This window comes from Leptotrichia buccalis C-1013-b, assembly GCF_000023905.1.
Taxonomy (GTDB): Bacteria; Fusobacteriota; Fusobacteriia; order Fusobacteriales; family Leptotrichiaceae; genus Leptotrichia; species Leptotrichia buccalis.
The window spans coordinates 782,178-800,033 of the sequence record NC_013192.1; the positions used below are offsets into that span (position 1 = coordinate 782,178).

At 29.8% G+C, this 17,856-nt stretch carries 15 protein-coding genes; 10 read left to right on the plus strand and 5 right to left on the minus strand.

Features of this window, described 5'->3' with window-relative positions; translation table 11 throughout:
* Positions 1-183: 183 nt before the first annotated feature.
* Positions 184-1,089 (minus strand): CorA family divalent cation transporter, encoded by a 906-nt coding sequence (locus tag LEBU_RS03600; RefSeq protein ID WP_015768970.1) that lies wholly within the window; start codon positions 1,087-1,089, stop codon positions 184-186.
* A 54-nt stretch (positions 1,090-1,143) separates the two neighbouring features.
* The gene (locus LEBU_RS03605; RefSeq protein ID WP_015768971.1) at positions 1,144-2,709 is read right to left on the minus strand and encodes a flotillin family protein; all 1,566 of its coding nucleotides are present in this window, start codon (positions 2,707-2,709) and stop codon (positions 1,144-1,146) included.
* Positions 2,710-2,928: 219 nt separating this feature from the next.
* On the opposite strand from LEBU_RS03605, the gene fabV reads away from it, so the two are divergent.
* Positions 2,929-4,122 (plus strand): enoyl-ACP reductase FabV, encoded by a 1,194-nt coding sequence (gene fabV / locus LEBU_RS03610; RefSeq protein WP_015768972.1) that lies wholly within the window; start codon positions 2,929-2,931, stop codon positions 4,120-4,122.
* Between the two features lie 160 nt (positions 4,123-4,282).
* Here fabV and LEBU_RS03615 read toward each other — a convergent pair whose 3' ends face one another.
* On the minus strand, positions 4,283-4,714 hold the full coding sequence (locus LEBU_RS03615) for a hypothetical protein (protein ID WP_041760808.1): 432 nt from the start codon (positions 4,712-4,714) through the stop codon (positions 4,283-4,285).
* A gap of 118 nt (positions 4,715-4,832) precedes the next feature.
* Complete coding sequence (locus tag LEBU_RS03620; protein ID WP_015768974.1) at positions 4,833-6,152, minus strand: hypothetical protein; 1,320 nt, start codon at positions 6,150-6,152, stop codon at positions 4,833-4,835.
* A 188-nt stretch (positions 6,153-6,340) separates the two neighbouring features.
* On the opposite strand from LEBU_RS03620, the gene LEBU_RS03625 reads away from it, so the two are divergent.
* From LEBU_RS03625 to LEBU_RS03640, 4 genes are all read left to right on the plus strand, one after another.
* Positions 6,341-8,053, plus strand: a complete 1,713-nt coding sequence (locus LEBU_RS03625; RefSeq protein WP_015768975.1) for a proline--tRNA ligase — start codon at positions 6,341-6,343, stop codon at positions 8,051-8,053.
* Between the two features lie 47 nt (positions 8,054-8,100).
* Entirely contained in the window at positions 8,101-9,042 is a 942-nt protein-coding gene (locus tag LEBU_RS11570; protein ID WP_015768976.1) for a DUF6348 family protein, read from the plus strand.
* 33 nt (positions 9,043-9,075) lie between these two features.
* The gene (locus LEBU_RS03635) at positions 9,076-9,702 is read left to right on the plus strand and encodes an HAD family hydrolase (protein ID WP_015768977.1); all 627 of its coding nucleotides are present in this window, start codon (positions 9,076-9,078) and stop codon (positions 9,700-9,702) included.
* A 143-nt stretch (positions 9,703-9,845) separates the two neighbouring features.
* Entirely contained in the window at positions 9,846-10,934 is a 1,089-nt protein-coding gene (locus LEBU_RS03640; protein WP_015768978.1) for a glycerol dehydrogenase, read from the plus strand.
* A 169-nt stretch (positions 10,935-11,103) separates the two neighbouring features.
* Here LEBU_RS03640 and clpB read toward each other — a convergent pair whose 3' ends face one another.
* A complete protein-coding gene (gene clpB / locus LEBU_RS03645; RefSeq protein WP_015768979.1) occupies positions 11,104-13,674 on the minus strand; it encodes an ATP-dependent chaperone ClpB in 2,571 nt (856 codons plus the stop codon).
* 620 nt (positions 13,675-14,294) lie between these two features.
* Here clpB and LEBU_RS03650 point away from each other — a divergent pair.
* The 5 genes from LEBU_RS03650 to LEBU_RS03670 all read left to right on the plus strand — a co-directional run bounded on the left by LEBU_RS03650 (position 14,295) and on the right by LEBU_RS03670 (position 17,829).
* On the plus strand, positions 14,295-14,753 hold the full coding sequence (locus tag LEBU_RS03650; protein ID WP_015768980.1) for an immunity 51 family protein: 459 nt from the start codon (positions 14,295-14,297) through the stop codon (positions 14,751-14,753).
* 28 nt (positions 14,754-14,781) lie between these two features.
* The gene (locus LEBU_RS03655; protein WP_015768981.1) at positions 14,782-15,273 is read left to right on the plus strand and encodes a DUF2262 domain-containing protein; all 492 of its coding nucleotides are present in this window, start codon (positions 14,782-14,784) and stop codon (positions 15,271-15,273) included.
* 21 nt (positions 15,274-15,294) lie between these two features.
* Entirely contained in the window at positions 15,295-15,603 is a 309-nt protein-coding gene (locus LEBU_RS03660; RefSeq protein ID WP_015768982.1) for a hypothetical protein, read from the plus strand.
* Positions 15,604-15,695: 92 nt separating this feature from the next.
* Positions 15,696-16,589, plus strand: coding sequence for a hypothetical protein (locus LEBU_RS03665; protein ID WP_015768983.1), 894 nt, complete (start codon positions 15,696-15,698; stop codon positions 16,587-16,589).
* Between the two features lie 58 nt (positions 16,590-16,647).
* Positions 16,648-17,829: a phosphopentomutase gene (locus LEBU_RS03670; protein ID WP_015768984.1), complete on the plus strand. Its 1,182-nt coding sequence runs from the start codon at positions 16,648-16,650 to the stop codon at positions 17,827-17,829.
* Positions 17,830-17,856: the final 27 nt, after the last annotated feature.

Here is a 17,856-nt window from a genome sequence, read left to right on the forward strand (position 1 = left end):
TTTGAACTGCACCTCTAATCTTGTTTGTGTCCAAAATTTTGGGTGCAGTTTATTTTTGTCAACATTTTATTTAATTTTACAATAAGATTTTCCTTACAGATTTTTCCTATAAGTAAACAAATTATATAACAAAATTTTAAAATTGTGAGAAAAATTTTCTTGGTTTTACACTACATTTAGATTCTACAAAAATTTATCTTTCAAATATTTCCATAAAACTACCATCAACACCACCATTATTACAAAAATTATTCCCAAAGCAGAAAATCCTGTTTCTTGAAGTGGTAATTTCACATTCATTCCATAAAATCCAAAAATCATATTTGGAACGGTAATCAATATCGTTACTGCCGCCAAAAGTTTCATTGTTATATTCATATTATTGCCAATATATGATGAATATGTTTCTCTCGTTGTCTTACAGATTTCACAGTACGAAGAAGATAAATCAAGTGTAAAGTTTATTTCTTGCAAAATTCTTGTCATATATTCTTCATATTGCTCAAATTGTTCATCCTCCTTTAAATTTTCAACAACATAATCCAAGTTTCTCAATGCAATATTATAAACATAAAAGCCTTGCTCCACTTCTGAAAGCGAAATCAATTTCTCATTACTTTGTTTCTCTCTTAAAACCGTTTCTATCTTATCGTGCTCTCCAATCAGAATCCGAACATATTTATACAGACTTTGAGAAATTTTATGAAGCATATTTAGAAAAAAACGATTTTCCTCAAGAACTTCATTTCTTAACTTGACATATTCTTCAACAAATTCATAAAAATCGTTGTAATAATCATCGTCTAAAATAACAATCTTGTCTTCTTTCAAAAAAATTACAATTGGATTAATTTCATAAGATGTAAATTCTTTATCTTTTGTAGATTTTTTTACAGTTGGATAATATAATTTATAAATTTCCCAATCCGATTTTGAAATTCTTGGAGTAAAAATTTCCTCATCAATAACATTCTTTATTTTGTCCTCTTCAATTTCCAATCTTTCAGATAAGACTTTATAATCTTCATCTTTCAAATTGTATACATAAGAAATAGTTTTCCCGCTTTTCGTATTTATTCTTTTTATCATAATTACCTTTCCTAAACGTCTATTTTCCCTCTAAAGTCAATAGTCATTCCCATTTTACTTACCTCCATTTTTCTTATCAACATTTTCTTTATTACTTAGTATTTCTTCTTCTTTTCCATCAGTACTCTTACTGTTAATATTATCCAGAACTTTTCCACCTAAAAATCCTGCGAGTAACGATTTTATATCAATTCCCGCTCCATCAGAAATTCCATCGTTAATTTTTCCAATACTTTGAGTAATGTCAGAAATTAATTTGTTCGTATTTCCATCTCCATACATTGTTATTTTGTCAATATTGTGTAATGGTGCCGCCACATTTTTTGCAACTTCAGGGAGTGCTTTAAAATACATTTCTGCAACAGCCGCTTCTCCGTATTTTTTCATTGCTTCTGCCTTTTTGTCAAGTCCTTCCGCTTCCGCAAGCAATGTTTCTTTTTTACCTCTGGCTTCTGCTAGTAGCATTTTTTCTTTTGCTTGTGCTTCTGCATTTCCTCTAGCTTCAATTCCTTCTGCCTCTGCAAGCATTTTTAATTTTATCGCATTTGCTTCTGCCTCTGCCTGTATTTTCTGAGCCTCTGCTTCTGCCAAAGCCTGCAATTTTATTCCTTCGGCTTGTTTCTGTCTTTTATAGAGTTCAGCATCTGCATGCTTTTGCTCTTCAACCAGTCTTGCTTCCGCTTCTTTTGTCATATTGTACAATTTTGCATCAGCTTTAATTTGCTGGTCAATTTTAATTTCAGATTCTAATTTTGCTTTATTTGCACGAATTGCCTGGTCTTGCTGAGTAAAATTCGCATCTCCAATTACTTCTTCGTATTCTTTACGATTTTTTTCCTTTTGAATATCATAAGTTATATCTGCAAGAGCCTGTTTCGTATCACTTTCAATTTTTAAATCTGCTTGCTTAATTTTTAAGGCATTTTGTTTTTCAGCAATTTCTTCTTCAGTTTTTATTTCAATGTCTTGTGCTTCTTTATAAGCCTGCGCTTTTGCAATCGCAACTTCTTTTTCTGAATTTGCCTTCGCAATGCTTGCATCTTTTGATATTCTACTTGTATTTTCAATTCCCAGATTATCAATAACTCCCTTTTCATCAGTAAAAGACTGCACATTAAACGATTTTAGCTCAAGTCCCATTTTTCTCAAGTCATCAATTACATTTTCTTCAACTTTTTGATTAAAAACTTTCCGATTTTGAACCATATCCTTTAAATTCATTTGTCCAATAATTTCCCGAAGATTACCTTCCAGCACATCTTTTATCGCATTACTCATATACTCGTGATTCTTATTTAAAAAGTTTTTACTTGCAATTAGCATTATATCTTGTGTTGTTCCCACTTGTAATTTCACAATCGCATCTGCTTTTATATTAATAAAATCATTCGTTGGAACAAACTGTTTCGTATCAACATCAACCGAAAACACTGCCAAATCAAGATAATCAACCCTTTCAAATGCTCTCACATAAAATGCAAGCCGTCCACTGACCATCCTCTTTCTAAATCCCGAAATAAATGCCATTTTATCATTTGGTACTCTCACGTATGCAAATAATGACAAAATAATTCCTAAAACAACAATAACAATAATTCCATAAACTACAACTGCTGCCATTTTTCTACTCCTTCTCTAATTTTATTTCTATATTAATTTTACCACATAATTTTTTTTAATCAATATTTCCAAAATTACTTTGATTATCAAAATTATTTATTTTTATTTGATTTAAAATAATTCTTGAAAAAAAGACTTAAAATATGTTATCATTTTATGTATGTAATTTAAAAAAAATAAAACAATTATTAATATATAATTTTAGGAGGAAAAGAAAAAATGGTTATAAAACCTAGATTAAAAGGTGGTTTAGCACTTACGAATCATCCAATTGGAGCAAAAGAATTTGTAAAAAGGCAAATTGATTATGTAAAATCCCAAGACAAATATGAAGGACCAAAAAAAGTATTAATTATTGGATCTTCATCTGGTTATGGACTTGCAACAAGAATTTCACTGGCATTTGGTGCTGGAGCGGAAACTATTGGAGTTGCTTTTGAAAAAGGTGTGGAAGGAAAAAGAGTTGGTTCTGCTGGTTGGTGGAATACAATTGCCTTTAATGAAGCTGCTGAAAAAGAAGGCTTAGTTTCTAAAAATTTCATTGGGGATGCTTTTTCAATGGAAATGAAAGATGATGTAATAAAATTCATCAAAGAAGAATTTGGAGGAAAAATTGATTTATTAATTTACAGCTTGGCAAGTGGTGTAAGAACTGATCCTATTGATGGTATAACTTATCGTTCAGCACTAAAATCTACAACAAAAGAAATTACAGGACCAACTATTAATTTTGAAAAAGAAACTATGGAAGAAACAACAATGGGCGTTGCAACTCCAGAAGAAATTAAAAGTACTGTAAAAGTTATGGGTGGAGAAGACTGGAAATTATGGATTGAAGCACTTGACAAAGGTGGCGTTCTTTCTGAAGGATTCAAAACAGTAGCTTACTCATATTTAGGACCAAAAGTAACTTACGGAATTTACAAGGAAGGTACAATTGGAGCTGCAAAAAGAGATCTGGAACATACTTCTGATATTTTAAATGACTTTTTAAAAGAAAAATATAACGGAGAAGCATACGTTTCACTAAGTAAAGCCCTAATGACAAGAGCAAGTGCAGTTATCCCTATTTTCCCATTATATGCAGCATTGCTTTATAAAGTAATGAAGGAAAAAGGTATCCATGAAGGAACAATTGAGCAAAAACACAGATTATTAACTCAAATGGTTTATGGAAACAATCCTGTAATTGATGAGGAAAGAAGACTACGTCCAGACAACTGGGAAATGCGTGAAGATGTTCAGGAAGAAGTGGAAGCGCTTTGGGACAAGGTTACTCCTGAGAACTTTAAGCAAATTAGTGATTACGCTGGAGCAAGAGCAGAATTTATGCAATTAAATGGATTTGATTTTGACAATGTTGATTATGACGCTGATGTTGATTTAGATGAATTGGCAAAATTAGTACCTTAATTAACTAAATTTAAAAATTATAACTATTTACTCAAATTTTAAATATTTAACTTTTATTAGTTTAATTTTGAAAAAATTCGAGTATTTCACAAAATAAAAAGAACATACTTTTAAATTTTTTGATTACACAATTTAAATAGAATGTTCTTTTTTTATATTTTTAATTTTCTTCTACAATTTTATGAGTTTCAAAAATTCTGTTCATTTCCTTTTTAAATGTTGGCGAACCTACCAAATCAAATTCTTTATCTGTTGGCTGTCTACATACTGCTGCATAGTAAAATTCGTGTATTTTATCTGTACCGCCTTTTATATCTCTAAGTCCTGTTTTACCCAACATTCCATTAAAATTCTTAATTATTTCATGAATCTGATTAAGAGTATGTGGCATTTTTTTCCCGTCTTTTATATAGCTTTCTTCCATAATCAATGAACCAATTCCAGGACAAACTGCAACATTTTGCCCATCTTTATTATAAAACTTAATCCACTCTTCCTCACTCATAAACAGCACACCTCTTTCATCTTTATAAGGTTCCGCTACTCCAAAAACGGAAAATGCCAATAGTCCCAATAAAATAAGTTTTTTCATACCAATCTCTCCTTTTTTATTATTTTTAAACATAATTTAAATTCCCATTTCTAAACTAAGTATACCACATGTTATACAAAATTCAAAATAGTTAAAACCATCTTTTTTAATAATTTTTCTATTTCCAATATGAATTTGCTAACTTTAAAACAGGATCATCCCTATCTTCATTATAAACTATGTAATCAATAAATATCTGCTCTACTTCGGAATTATTCTTCATTTGAAATAAAATATTATAAATCATTAATTTTAAATCTTTATCAATTTTATGATTTAATGAATTTTTGGCATATTTTATAACAATTTTCTGTAATTTTTCCAGACTTTCTGTATACATCAAAATATAAATAATTTTTTTCATCATTTCCTGACTGTTTTCATCAAAAATATTCACATATTTTTTTATTAATTCATCTGTTATTTTAAATTCAAAATTAATTGAAGCATTTACAATATTTGCATATTTTTCAAGAGATGGAAAATTTTTTACAGAATCTAAATATTTGTTTTCCCATTTACGTTTATTCACTTTTCCATTTTCCAATTTTATTTCATTTAATTTTTCTATCTCCATTTCATTTTTTTTAAATGGCAGGTACTTTTTAGGAATATTTTTAAGTATTGCTTTTTCAAAAATTGAAAAGAAATATAATTTACTTATCCATTTTCCTTTTTCATAACTGCTAAAATAACCTGCTTTTTTTATTAAAATACATTTTAATGGTTTTCCAAGCAATGCGGCGGCACAGGCTTTATGATGTCCATCAATTATAAAATTTATAAATTGTCCAAAATTATAAACAATTGCTCTAGGCTCATTATTGTCATTCATTTTTTTTAATTTTTCAATATAATACTCAATTCTTTTGGGATTATAGACATCTGTTGTCTGTGTGGGATATAAATATGCTGGTTGTCCTGCTATATACGTAAAATCATTATCTATTAAACATTTTTCAGCTGTTGCAGGATTTAAAACCATATTATTTGGAACATTCCAGAAAAAATTTCCATTTCCATCGGTTGGATAACATTCGGCATCTGCAATCATATAAAATCCATTATCTAAGAGCTTTAGTAAAGGAATTATTGTCTTTATCGAATTTTCTAATGAAATAAAATCTGAATTTATTTTTCCCTGTATTTCTAAAATCTCTTTACAGTTAGCATTTTCTATTCCGTATCCCGTTGCAAGCAATGATTCTATTGTAGGAATGTACTCTTTATTCATTTGAATTAAAGGAACATTATTTAACCTTATTTGAGAAAGATATCCATTTTTTAAATTTTTGACTTCTTTGCGAACTTCCCTAAGCTTTCCAGCTCCATTTATATAAACTACTCTTGAATCTTTAATATTAATCATTTCAGATGTGTCAACTTCCATGTCTACTAACTCAACTGACAATTTTTCTTTATTTTTTCCAAAAAACATAATTTATTACCTTTTTTATTTCATGCTTAATTTATTATACCTTGAAATCATTTTACAGTAAACTCATTTTAAATTAAAAATTTACTTTTTCATAACATTATTTTTAAAAAAACTATTGCTAAAAATTCAAAAAAAATATACAATATAAACATTCTAATACAATAAAATTAAATATAGAAGGAGAAAATATGAGATTATCAAAAGCGTTTTTAAAAACATACAAGGAAGCACCAAAAGAGGCTCAAATTGTGAGCCATCAGCTTATGCTTAGAGCATTTATGATTAATCAGCTTACGAGAGGGGTTTATACTTATTTGCCATTTGGATATAGAGTTCTTAAAAAGATAGAAAATATTACAAGAGAAGAAATGGACAGAGCAGGGGCTCAAGAACTGCTTATGCCTGTACTACAGCCCGCTTCACTTTGGGAAGAATCTGGACGTTGGTTTGCCTATGGACCTGAACTTATGAGATTAAAAGATAGAAATGAGAGAGAATTTTCACTTGGGCCTACTCATGAAGAAGTTATTACAGATGTTGTAAGAGATTCAATTTCATCGTACAAGGAACTGCCTTTTAACGTTTATCAGATTCAGACAAAGTTTAGGGATGAAATGCGTCCAAGATTTGGGCTTATGCGTGGAAGGGAATTTGTGATGAAGGATGGCTACAGCTTCCATTTGACACAGGAGTCGCTTGATGAGGAATATTTGAACATGAAAGACACTTATTCAAGAATTTTTGAAAGAATGGGACTTAATTACAGGGCAGTCGAGGCTGATACTGGTTCTATTGGTGGAGATGCTTCACATGAATTTATGGTACTCGCAGAAAGTGGAGAAGATGATATTTTATACAGCGACTCTTCAGATTATGCAGCAAACGTTGAAAAAGCAACAAGTATTATTGAATTAAAAGAAAGCAATGAAGAAAAACTTCCAAAAGAATTAGTTGAAACTCCAAATGCAAAAACAATTGAGGATTTGGCTAATTTCTTGAATATTCCTAAAGAAAAAACTGTAAAGGCGGTAATGCTAAAGGAAATTCTTGAAGATGGGGAAAAATTTGTTCTGGCTCTTATAAGAGGAGACTTAGATGTAAATCCTATAAAAGTAAAAAATGCTATCGGAGCTTCTACAGAGCTTGAAATGATGACTGAGGAAGAATGTGAAAAATTTGGACTGGTTGCTGGATATGCAGGTTCTTATGAAAAAAAAGAAGGCTTATACGTTATAATTGACGAAACTGTAAAATATGTGCGAAACTTTGCTTTAGGTGCTAATAAAGTTGATTATCACTATGTGAATGTAAATCTTGAAGACTTGGCATACGACTTAGTTGCAGATATCAGAACTGCCAAAGCTGGAGACCTTTCCCCTGATGGAAAAGGAGTCCTAAAAATTGCACGTGGAATAGAAGTTGGGCATATTTTCAAACTTGGGGAAAAATATTCAAAAGCATTAAATGCTACTGTTCTTGATGAAAATGGAAAACAACAATTTATAAAAATGGGATGTTACGGAATGGGAATGTCTAGAATTATTTCAGCTGCAATCGAACAAAACCACGATGAATACGGTATAATCTGGCCAAAAGCAATAGCCCCTTACCATGTTGATGTAATAATCGCCAATATGAAAGATGAAACACAGGTAAATATAGGTGAAAAATTGTATAATGAACTAAATCAAAATAAAATTGAAACTGTATTAGATGACAGAAATGAAAGAGCAGGATTCAAATTCAAAGATGCCGACTTAATAGGTTTCCCACTAAAAATAGTTGTTGGAAAAGGTGCAGCTGATGGAATTGTGGAAGTGAAAGATAGAAAAACTGGAGAAAGTACGGATGTAAAAGTTGAGGAAGTTTTGAATTTTGTGAAGAATTTTATGGCAGAGTAAAAAACTTTGATATATAAATACTTGTTTTAAATAAAGGAGCCGATATTGTGTTTAATAGATTAAAAAACTTGTTTAAAAGGAAAAATGAAAAAAGTATTACCGATACTTCCACAGATAATAATATAGTAAAATATAAAATAAATTTGAAGGAAGGTTCTGAATTGGTAAAATGGAAAATTTTGGAAAATAATCCTGGAAATATCAGAGAACTTGAAGGTTTAGGTGATTCAGCTTTTTTAATTGCCTATGTTTTGTTTAGAATATTACAAAATAAAGGCTTTGATGTTGAAATTTTAAACGATGAAACAGAAAATAATAAATGGATATACGTAAAAGATAACGGTTACTACCTTCTCCCTTTGTTAATAAATTTCTATTATGATGAAAATAACGAATTAAAAATATCAGCTACAATTCAAATTCATCATGAGGAAATCTTTCCAAATGGTATTTTTGAGTATGTCTATCCACAACAGAAAGCTGAAAATGCTATAGACGGACTTTTTGAACTCTTTGAAACTTGGATTGATTTAGATTGGCTGACATTATGTGATTGCCTAAAATTTGAAAAATCAGAATATATGAGCATGAGAATTGATTTAGACAAGGAAAAAATACAATCAAGACATGTATTTTACGGATCTGTCCTTAGTTATCCAAATATTGATGTGAAAGACGCAAAAGCGAAAGGAATTGACATTGATTCTTATATTGATGAATTCTGCCCATGTTGCCTTTTTACAAATTCTATGGAAGCCTTTGATGAGCAAATTAAAGATACAAGCCAAAATTATGCAATAAGACTTTTTGCAATGAAAAATCCAGATGGAAAAATTGATGCTGATTGCAGAATTAATGGTGAAGAATATCCGCAAGCTGAGAAATATTTAAAAAATTATACAAAAACTTGGAAAAAGTGTGATATTATGAAGTTTAGGAAACAATATGTAATTATTAGAAACGTTGAAAATAAAAAAATTATTAATTAAAAAGAGAGACAAGTAGTCGGAGGTGCAAACAAAATGGAAAATATAAATTCTAAAAAAATAAAAAATATAGTATTTGATTTAGGAAATGTTTTAATAAAATTTGATAAAGACACGTATTTAGAAGAAAAATTACCTAAAGAAAAAAGAGAGGCATTTCATCAAAATGTAATTAATACAAAAGAATGGCAAATGCTTGACAGGGGAACGTTGACTTATCCTGAAGCTAAAAAAATTTTTAAGGAAAAAAGTCCACATTTGGCTACTGAGATTGATAATTTTTTTGATAAGGACTTTTTTAAATTGTTAAAGCCTATTAAAGAAAATATCGAACTTCTTTATAAATTGAAAGATTATTATGAGTATAAATTATACGTACTTTCAAATTTTCATAAGGATTCTTTTGAATATGTTTTTAAACACAATGATTTTTTTAGATTGTTTGAAGGCTGCCTAGTTTCTTGCTATTTCAAACTTTTAAAGCCAGAAGAAAAAATTTATGACACTCTTCTTTATGAATTTGGATTGATTCCAGAAGAAACATTGTTTATTGATGATATGAAGGAAAATATTGAAGCTGCTGAAAATAAGGGAATCAGAGGACTTCATTTGCCAGATTATACTAAATTAGAAGAGGAATTGAAAAACATTTTGAAAATTTAATAAATTTAAAAATCAGGAAGTTACTTCAAACATTATATTTGAATAATTTCTTGATTTTTTATTTTAGTTTTACTATTGACTTTGTGAAAAAATGCACTATAATATTATTAAAGAATTCTAAATTTTATAGGAGATGATTTTTTATGACAAAAATTATTAATTCACCATCGAAATACATTCAAGGGAAAGATGAAATTGCCAATTTGGCAACTTATTACAAGTTACGTGGTAACAGCGGAGCATATCTTTTAGTAGATAAATTTATTTTTGATAATTTTAAGGATAAAATTGTTGAAAGTTTTGAAAAAGAAGGTGTAAACTACCATATCGAAGTTTTTGGCGGAGAATGTTCGAAAAATGAAATTAATCGAAATATTGATATTTTAAAAGAAAAAAAATGTGATGCAGTATTTGGAATCGGTGGAGGGAAAACTCTTGATGCGGCAAAAGCAGTATCGTATTACGAAAATATTCCTGTCTTCATCGTTCCGACAATTGCTTCAACAGACGCACCATGCAGTGCCTTATCAGTAATCTACACTCCAAATGGAGAATTTAAAGAATACCTGTTCTTAAAGGCAAATCCTGATATGGTAATAATGGATACCGATGTAATCGTAAATGCACCTGCCAGACTTCTTGTCGCTGGAATTGGAGATGCACTTGCCACTTACTATGAAGCCAAAGCCTGTGTTGATTCAAATGCCTCTTCAATCGCTGGAGGAGGTATTACAAAAGCTGCTATTGCAATTGCAGAACTATGTAAAGATACATTATTCCAAGATGGTTTAAAAGCCAAAATTGCAGTGGAAAATAAAGTAGTTACGCAAGCTGTTGAAAATATAATCGAAGCAAATACTTATTTAAGTGGAATTGGATTTGAAAGTGGAGGACTTGCAGCAGCTCACGCTATTCATAATGGACTTACAATTCTGGAAGAAGGACATCACGTGTATCATGGAGAAAAAGTTGCATTCGGAACAATTACACAATTAGTTCTAGAAAACAGATGTCTATGTGAAATCAAAAAAGTTGTAGAGTTCTGTAAGAGTGTAGGACTTCCAACAACATTGGATGAATTGGGAATGGGAAGTGTTTCTAAAGAAAGACTGTATGAAGTGGCAAAAGCAAGTACAGCCGAAGGTGAAACAATTCATAATATGCCATTCAAAGTTACTGCCGATGATGTTTTTGCGGCTATTTTAGTAGCAGATGAACTTGGTAAAAATTAATAACTAACAATAAAATATTTGATTTTTAATTTTTAAATTCACTTTTTCGTACGGAGCGTCGTTATGGCGCTTCATTATTTTTGTTACTTATAAAAAAATAGGAAGTACCATTTCTGATACTTCCTTATTCTTCCAAAAAAACATTTTAAAGTTTTATTCAATCCCTAATTTATTTCTTCACATCATAAATTAATTTTTCCCCATCACTATCCAGCACAACCGTACTATTTTCAGGTACTTCGTTGCTCAAAATCATTTTTGATAAGTTAGTTTCTATATCTTTTTGAACAAAACGTTTTAGAGGTCTTGCTCCATAAGCTGGGTCATAAGCCTCGTTTACGATGTAGTCCAGAGCTTTGTCTGTAAATTCAATTTTTATGTATTGTTCCTTTAATTTATCGTTTATTTCATCAAGGATAAGTGATATAATATTTTTCACACTTTCTTTTCCTAATGCCTTAAATACGATAATATCGTCAATTCTGTTCAAGAATTCTGGCTTGAATCTATGTTTCATTTCATTTAAAACTGCTTCTTTTGTTGGCTCTGAAACTTGCGGATCTTCCAATATAATTTCACTTCCAATATTTGAAGTCATAATGATAATTGTATTCTTAAAGTCTATAACTTTTCCTTTTCCATCTGTAAGCCTTCCATCATCAAGTAGTTGCAACAGAATATTAAATACATCTGGATGAGCCTTTTCAATTTCGTCAAACAAAATTACTGAATAAGGTTTTCTTCTTACAGCTTCTGTCAATTGCCCACCTTCTTCATATCCTACATACCCTGGAGGTGCTCCGATTAATCTTGTGGTGCTGAATTTATCCATGTATTCACTCATATCAATTCTAATAATATTCCTTTCGTCGTCAAACAGGTTAAATGCAAGAGTTTTTGTCAAATAAGTCTTACCTACCCCTGTTGGTCCTAAGAAGATGAATGAACCAATTGGACGGTTTGGATCTTTTAATCCAGCACGTGAACGAATTATTGTGTCGCTTATTGTTGTGATTGCTTCATCTTGTCCGATTACTCTTTTCATCATTTGTTCTGCAAGATGCAAGATTTTTTCACGCTCTCCCTGTAACAATTTTGAAACTGGTATTCCAGTCCATTTTCCAACAATTTCTGCTATTTCTTCACTGTCAATTTCCTGTTTTAATAATTTATTTGCATCTGGATTTTGATTTTTGGCTTTTTCTTCTTCATCTGCTCTTTGTTTTTCTAGTTCCGGCAATTTACCGTATTGCAGTTCAGCCAATTTGTTATAGTCATTTTTTCTTTGTGCATCAGCAATTTGAAGTTTAACTTTTTCAATTTCTGTATTAATATTTTGTATTTTTTCAACTTCCTGCTTTTCACTTTCCCATTGTGCCTTAAATGCGGCTTTTTTCTCGTTAAGTTCTGCCAATTCTTTTTCTAATGTAACAAGCCTATCTTTAGAAGCCTGATCTTTTTCCTTCTCAAGTGCCACTTTTTCAATTTCAAGCTGCATAACACGTCTTGTCACTTCATCGAGTTCTGTAGGCATTGAATTAATTTCAGTCTTAACTTTTGCAGCCGCCTCGTCAATCAAGTCTATCGCTTTATCTGGTAAAAATCTGTCATTTATATATCTGTCACTCATTGTAGCCGCAGTAACTATAGCATTATCCGTAATTCTGATTCCATGGAAAATTTCAAATTTTTCTTTCAATCCACGTAAAATTGAAATAGTATCTTCCACAGTCGGCTCATCTACCATTACAGGCTGAAATCTACGCTCAAGTGCCGCATCCTTTTCGATATATTTTCTATATTCATCAATCGTAGTAGCTCCAATAACCTTTATTTCCCCACGTGCAAGCATTGGCTTCAAAAGGTTTCCAGCATCCATAGATCCTTCTGTTTTTCCTGCTCCTACAATATTATGTACTTCATCAATGAAAAGTATTATTCTTCCTTCACTTTTTTCAATTTCTTCCAATACCGCTTTTAATCTTTCCTCAAATTCCCCACGATATTTCGCCCCTGCAACCAAGGCACCCATATCAAGTGAGAAAATTGTTTTATCCTTCAAGTTTTCAGGCACATCGCCCTTCAATATTCTTTGTGCAATCCCTTCTGCAATGGCTGTTTTCCCAACTCCAGGCTCTCCAATCAGAATCGGATTGTTTTTATTTCTTCTTGATAAAATCTGTATAGCCCGTCGTATTTCATTATCTCTTCCAATAATTGGATCAAGTTTACCTTTTCGAGCCAGTTCAACCAGATCTTTTCCAAATTTATCTAATGCTTCGTATGTACTTTCTGGATTATCTGTCATAATTTTTCTACCTCCTCTTACATTTTCAAGTACAGTTTCAAACTGTTTCTTGTTTATTCCGTAATCTTTTAAAAAGCTGTTATTATCATAACTTGCCAAAAACAAATGTTCTGTACTAATATAGCTGTCTCCCATTTTCTTTGCAATATCTCTTGCTCCAACGAGAACTCTATTTAATTCACTATTCGCTCTTGGCTCACTATTTCCACCTTCAATCTTAGGAAAACTTTCTAGTTTGCTCTCAATCTTCCTAATCATATCAGTCGTATCAATTCCCATTTTCTTAAGTACGCTAGGAATCAAGCCATCCATCTGCCCCACAAGTGCAAGCAGTAAATGTTCCACCTTTATATCAGAATGTCTGTATCTAATCGCAAAGTTATTAGCCTCTGAAATAGCCTCAAAACTTTTTTGCGTAAAGTTCTGTTCCATATCCATCACCTTTTTCTTTTTAAATTTTTCTAATTAAAATTATTTTTATTTTATTAGCACTCTATCTTTATGATTGCTAATAAATATAATATATCACTATTTAATATTTTTGTCAACATTTTTTTGAATTTTTTTTACATTTTCCTCAAAAATTTATTTATATATTCAACAAAGGCTGTAATTTCAGTATTTAGAGAGTAAAATATATTTTTTAAAATTTATAATAATAAAAAAATCATAGCTAAATTAATAGTTATCTAAACTTTAATATTTTTATCAAATAATACACTCATAATCAATGAGTTGAAACATTGCCATCAATCTGATACAATAAAAGAAAAGCACGGGAGGCTCTTAAAAAAGAAATTTATGTTATGGATGATTTTTTTGAAATAGATAAAAAAGTAATAATTAAATATGGAAATACAAATTTTAATAGTGTAAAATTTAATTTCTATTATTTTCAAAATAATGTTATGCCTAAAAATTATAAAAAATATGATAATTAAAATTATAAAAATAATGATTTACAGGAATGAATAAAGTTATCAGATTATTTATCATACATGGTGGTTTTGGAGATTGGTTAAAAATAAAACGAAGAAAAGAAGGAGAAATTTATGAAATATGTAGCAATTGATGAGCAAGATGAAAAAGGGTTTGAGGAATATATTGAAAGTTTGAAAAAAAGTGGAATGGAGCTTTCAGAAGAAGAAATACAGGAAATAAAGAATGATATTAACGATCAAGTAGCCTTTTGTCTAATGAATAATGATAAAAAATTTGATGAAATTTTTGAAAAAGTATCTGAAATTAATGAAGAAGCCTATTTAAATGGCTATGGATGGGCAGCTTTAATTGAAAGTTATTTGGAGAATAATTATCCAGAACTTTATGAAGATTATGATTCTGATCCTGAAGCTGGGGGATATGTTGGACGCTATTTTGGAAATACTAAGGAAAACTGGGAAAAAATACAGAAAGTGACTGAAATAGTTGAGGATTTGATTGAAAATGAAGATAAAATTTATAAGTATATTGAAGAAAATGGAGATGACATTTTCTGGGATTCATTTTAGATGAAAATTGAAGTTAGGAAAACTGAAAATGGTATTTAATATAAATGATAATGGAGAAATTGAGGATTTTGAAGTTGATTGGCTTGGGAAAAAAGTGTATGTATCAATGGAAGAAGCTGAAATTTATGATAAGGAACTGGAAAAACAGATGTCTCTTATTCTTGATAATGTAGAAGAATGGGATGTCAAAATAAAAAATAGTATTGTAAAAAAATATTTAGGTATGGCAAACAGCCGTTTAAGAGAGGAGAAATTGTCTGTTCCATTGGAGAACGTTATTCAAAAGTTTGGAAATAGTCTAACTAAATACGATGTAGAAAATGCTAGAAATGGAATTATTACAGGAAACTTTTTCTTCCAAAATTTAACAATTGATGAAATAATGCCATATTCTATTAGTCAATTTAGTGTATGGGCTTATGATGAAGTATTTTTTGATGGATATATGTTTATAACTGATGCTGAGATTTACGAGAAAGTTGTTTTTGATGATTTGACAAATATTTATAAAAAATCATAATTTTGAAAAGGAATTATCATAATGAAGAATAGGGATTACATTGAAGGTTTTATTGAAGGTGTTTCAAAGTGTTGGAATAATGGAATGAAGGTTTGTCTTGAATATACGGCAATATATATTGATACATTTTTTAAAGAAATATCAGAATTAAAAAATAGAGAAATAGCAACAATTTTAAAAAATGACTTTAAAATTGTTATGGTTTATTTGAATACGGGGAAAATTTGGGAAGCATTTTTGAAAAAGGATGATAAAATATATTTGAATACAGGATTGGATGTAAGCATAGATATAACAGACATTGCAGAGAAGTATTATAAAAAATTTTAAAATCAATTGCTTTTAAAACAGATAAAAGATATAATTAAATAAAAAAAAGGAGAAAATATCGGAAGAAATAATAAAATATGGAGATAAATTGTATGGAAATAAAATATTCAAAATTTGAAATTAATATGTGGGATATATTTTTTCTAATACTGTTTTTAGGACATTTATTAGGAGGAATTGATATTTTACTTAATGAAAAAGAAAAGGCTGGAATATTTTTTTTAGCTATTGGGATAAGTTATTTTATATATAGATTTCTTTTGGTAATGATTATTAAAAGTAAGATGAAATTTGATTTTTCTGATTATGAAGTGAAAATAAAAGGTCTATTTTTTGAGAAAACTATTGTATATAATGATATAAAAACTTTGACAGTGAGAAAAAATATATTAGGTTCGTATGATATTTTTTTAAACTTTGACAGCTCAATGAATATTTATAAGTATTTCTGTAATTTAATAATTGATGTTTCAATAGAAAGTAATCATAAAAAAAGTTATATTTTTTGTGACATAAAAAATAAAGATGAAATTTTGGAATATTTGTTGGAAAAAATAGGTTATCCAAAAAAAGGAATTCGTGAAAAAATGAATGGAGAAAAATTATATGTGAAATATTCAATTTTTGAAAAATATCATATGATGTGTTTTGCAGTATTTAGTATAATGGCAATTTTTTCAGTTGGAATCGCTTGGGGGTATTTAGAATTAATGATTGAATTATTTGTAATAATAATATTATTACTAGTGATGACTATGATAAAATTTTTTAGAAAAGATTACATTATAAAAAGATATAGTAATTACAGTATATCAATATCTGAAAAGAAAAAAGAAATTTATATTATGGATGATTTTTTCGAAACAGATGAAAAAGTAGTGATTAATTATAGAAATTATTTTTATAAAGTAAACAATCGTTATTGTTTTCAAAATAGTATTATGCCTAGAGATTATAAAAAATATAATAAAAAAATGAAAAATTGATTTGCTTTTAAAATATATAAAAGATATTTTTAAATAAAAAGAAAGGAAAGATAAAAAAATGAAAAAAATAGAAAGAATTACATTAATTGTACTAGACAGTGTTGGGGCAGGGGAATTGCCTGATGCAAATTTATTTGATGACTGTGGGTCAAATACTTTAGGAAATATGGCAAAAGCTTATGGTGGAATGAGTTTACCTAATATGGGTAAATTGGGTCTTGGAAATATTACTGAGATTGAAGGAACACCTGCTGTTAAAAGTGCAGAAGGGGCATATGGAAGAGCTATTGAAGTATCACATGGAAAAGATTCCACAACTGGACACTGGGAAATTGCCGGAGTGCCATTGGAAAGACCATTTCCAAATTACCAAAATGGATTTTCAGATGAGGTTATAAAAGAATTTGAAAAAAAAACTGGAAGAAAAGTTATGTTAAATAAACCAATTTCAGGGACTGTCGCAATTGACCAATATGGAGAAGAGCAAATAAAAACTGGAAATTGGATAGTTTATGGTTCAGCAGATCCTGTATTCCAAGTTGCTGCAAATGAAGAAATTATACCATTGGAAGAACTTTACAAAGCATGTGAAATTGCACTTGAAATTTGTAACGAAAAATCACCTGTGGCAAGAGTAATTGCAAGACCTTATGTTGGTAAAAAAATAGGAGAATTTAAGAGAACTGCAAACAGACACGACTTCTCGATTGATCCGCCAAAAGAAAGTATGCTTGAAAGATTAGAAAAAGCTGGACTTGATGTAGTTGGAATTGGGAAAACAAGTGATTTATTCAACGGAAAGGGAATTACTGACAATAGAAAAGCTAACCAAGATAATTTAGATGGAATTAAGAAAACGATAGCTGCATTGAAGGAAGATACAAAAGGATTGATTTTTACTAACTTAGTTGATTTTGATGCTGTTTACGGACATAGAAGAAATGTAGAAGGATATGTAAAGGCTTTAATCGAATTTGATAACTGGCTCCCTGAAATCCAAAAAAACTTGAAAGATGATGAAATTCTGATTATCACAGCTGATCACGGAAATGATCCTACATACAAAGGAACAGACCATACGAGAGAATATATACCTATTATGATTTGTGGTAAAAATGTTAAGAAGAACGTAAATATTGGAACTAGAAAAACTTTTGCGGATATTGCGGCGACTGTTGAGGAAATTTTATTGGGAACTGAAAAAGAAGGAAGTTTTGCGAAAGAAATTTTGGAAGACTAGTAAATAGATAAATATAGGTTAATTGAG

Excerpts from the sequence above, each read along its gene's own strand:
- LEBU_RS03655 (WP_015768981.1), top strand. The coding sequence starts at position 14,782 with ATGGTATTTAATATAAATGATAATGGAGAAATTGAGGATTTTGAAGTT.
- LEBU_RS03660 (WP_015768982.1), top strand. The coding sequence starts at position 15,295 with ATGAAGAATAGGGATTACATTGAAGGTTTTATTGAAGGTGTTTCAAAG.
- LEBU_RS03600 (WP_015768970.1), bottom strand. The coding sequence starts at position 1,089 with ATGATAAAAAGAATAAATACGAAAAGCGGGAAAACTATTTCTTATGTA.
- LEBU_RS03615 (WP_041760808.1), bottom strand. The coding sequence starts at position 4,714 with ATGAAAAAACTTATTTTATTGGGACTATTGGCATTTTCCGTTTTTGGA.
- LEBU_RS03670 (WP_015768984.1), top strand. The coding sequence starts at position 16,648 with ATGAAAAAAATAGAAAGAATTACATTAATTGTACTAGACAGTGTTGGG.
- LEBU_RS03665 (WP_015768983.1), top strand. The coding sequence starts at position 15,696 with ATGGAAATAAAATATTCAAAATTTGAAATTAATATGTGGGATATATTT.
- clpB (WP_015768979.1), bottom strand. The coding sequence starts at position 13,674 with ATGGAACAGAACTTTACGCAAAAAAGTTTTGAGGCTATTTCAGAGGCT.
- LEBU_RS03640 (WP_015768978.1), top strand. The coding sequence starts at position 9,846 with ATGACAAAAATTATTAATTCACCATCGAAATACATTCAAGGGAAAGAT.
- LEBU_RS03635 (WP_015768977.1), top strand. The coding sequence starts at position 9,076 with ATGGAAAATATAAATTCTAAAAAAATAAAAAATATAGTATTTGATTTA.
- LEBU_RS03605 (WP_015768971.1), bottom strand. The coding sequence starts at position 2,709 with ATGGCAGCAGTTGTAGTTTATGGAATTATTGTTATTGTTGTTTTAGGA.
- LEBU_RS03625 (WP_015768975.1), top strand. The coding sequence starts at position 6,341 with ATGAGATTATCAAAAGCGTTTTTAAAAACATACAAGGAAGCACCAAAA.
- LEBU_RS03620 (WP_015768974.1), bottom strand. The coding sequence starts at position 6,152 with ATGTTTTTTGGAAAAAATAAAGAAAAATTGTCAGTTGAGTTAGTAGAC.
- LEBU_RS03650 (WP_015768980.1), top strand. The coding sequence starts at position 14,295 with ATGAAATATGTAGCAATTGATGAGCAAGATGAAAAAGGGTTTGAGGAA.
- fabV (WP_015768972.1), top strand. The coding sequence starts at position 2,929 with ATGGTTATAAAACCTAGATTAAAAGGTGGTTTAGCACTTACGAATCAT.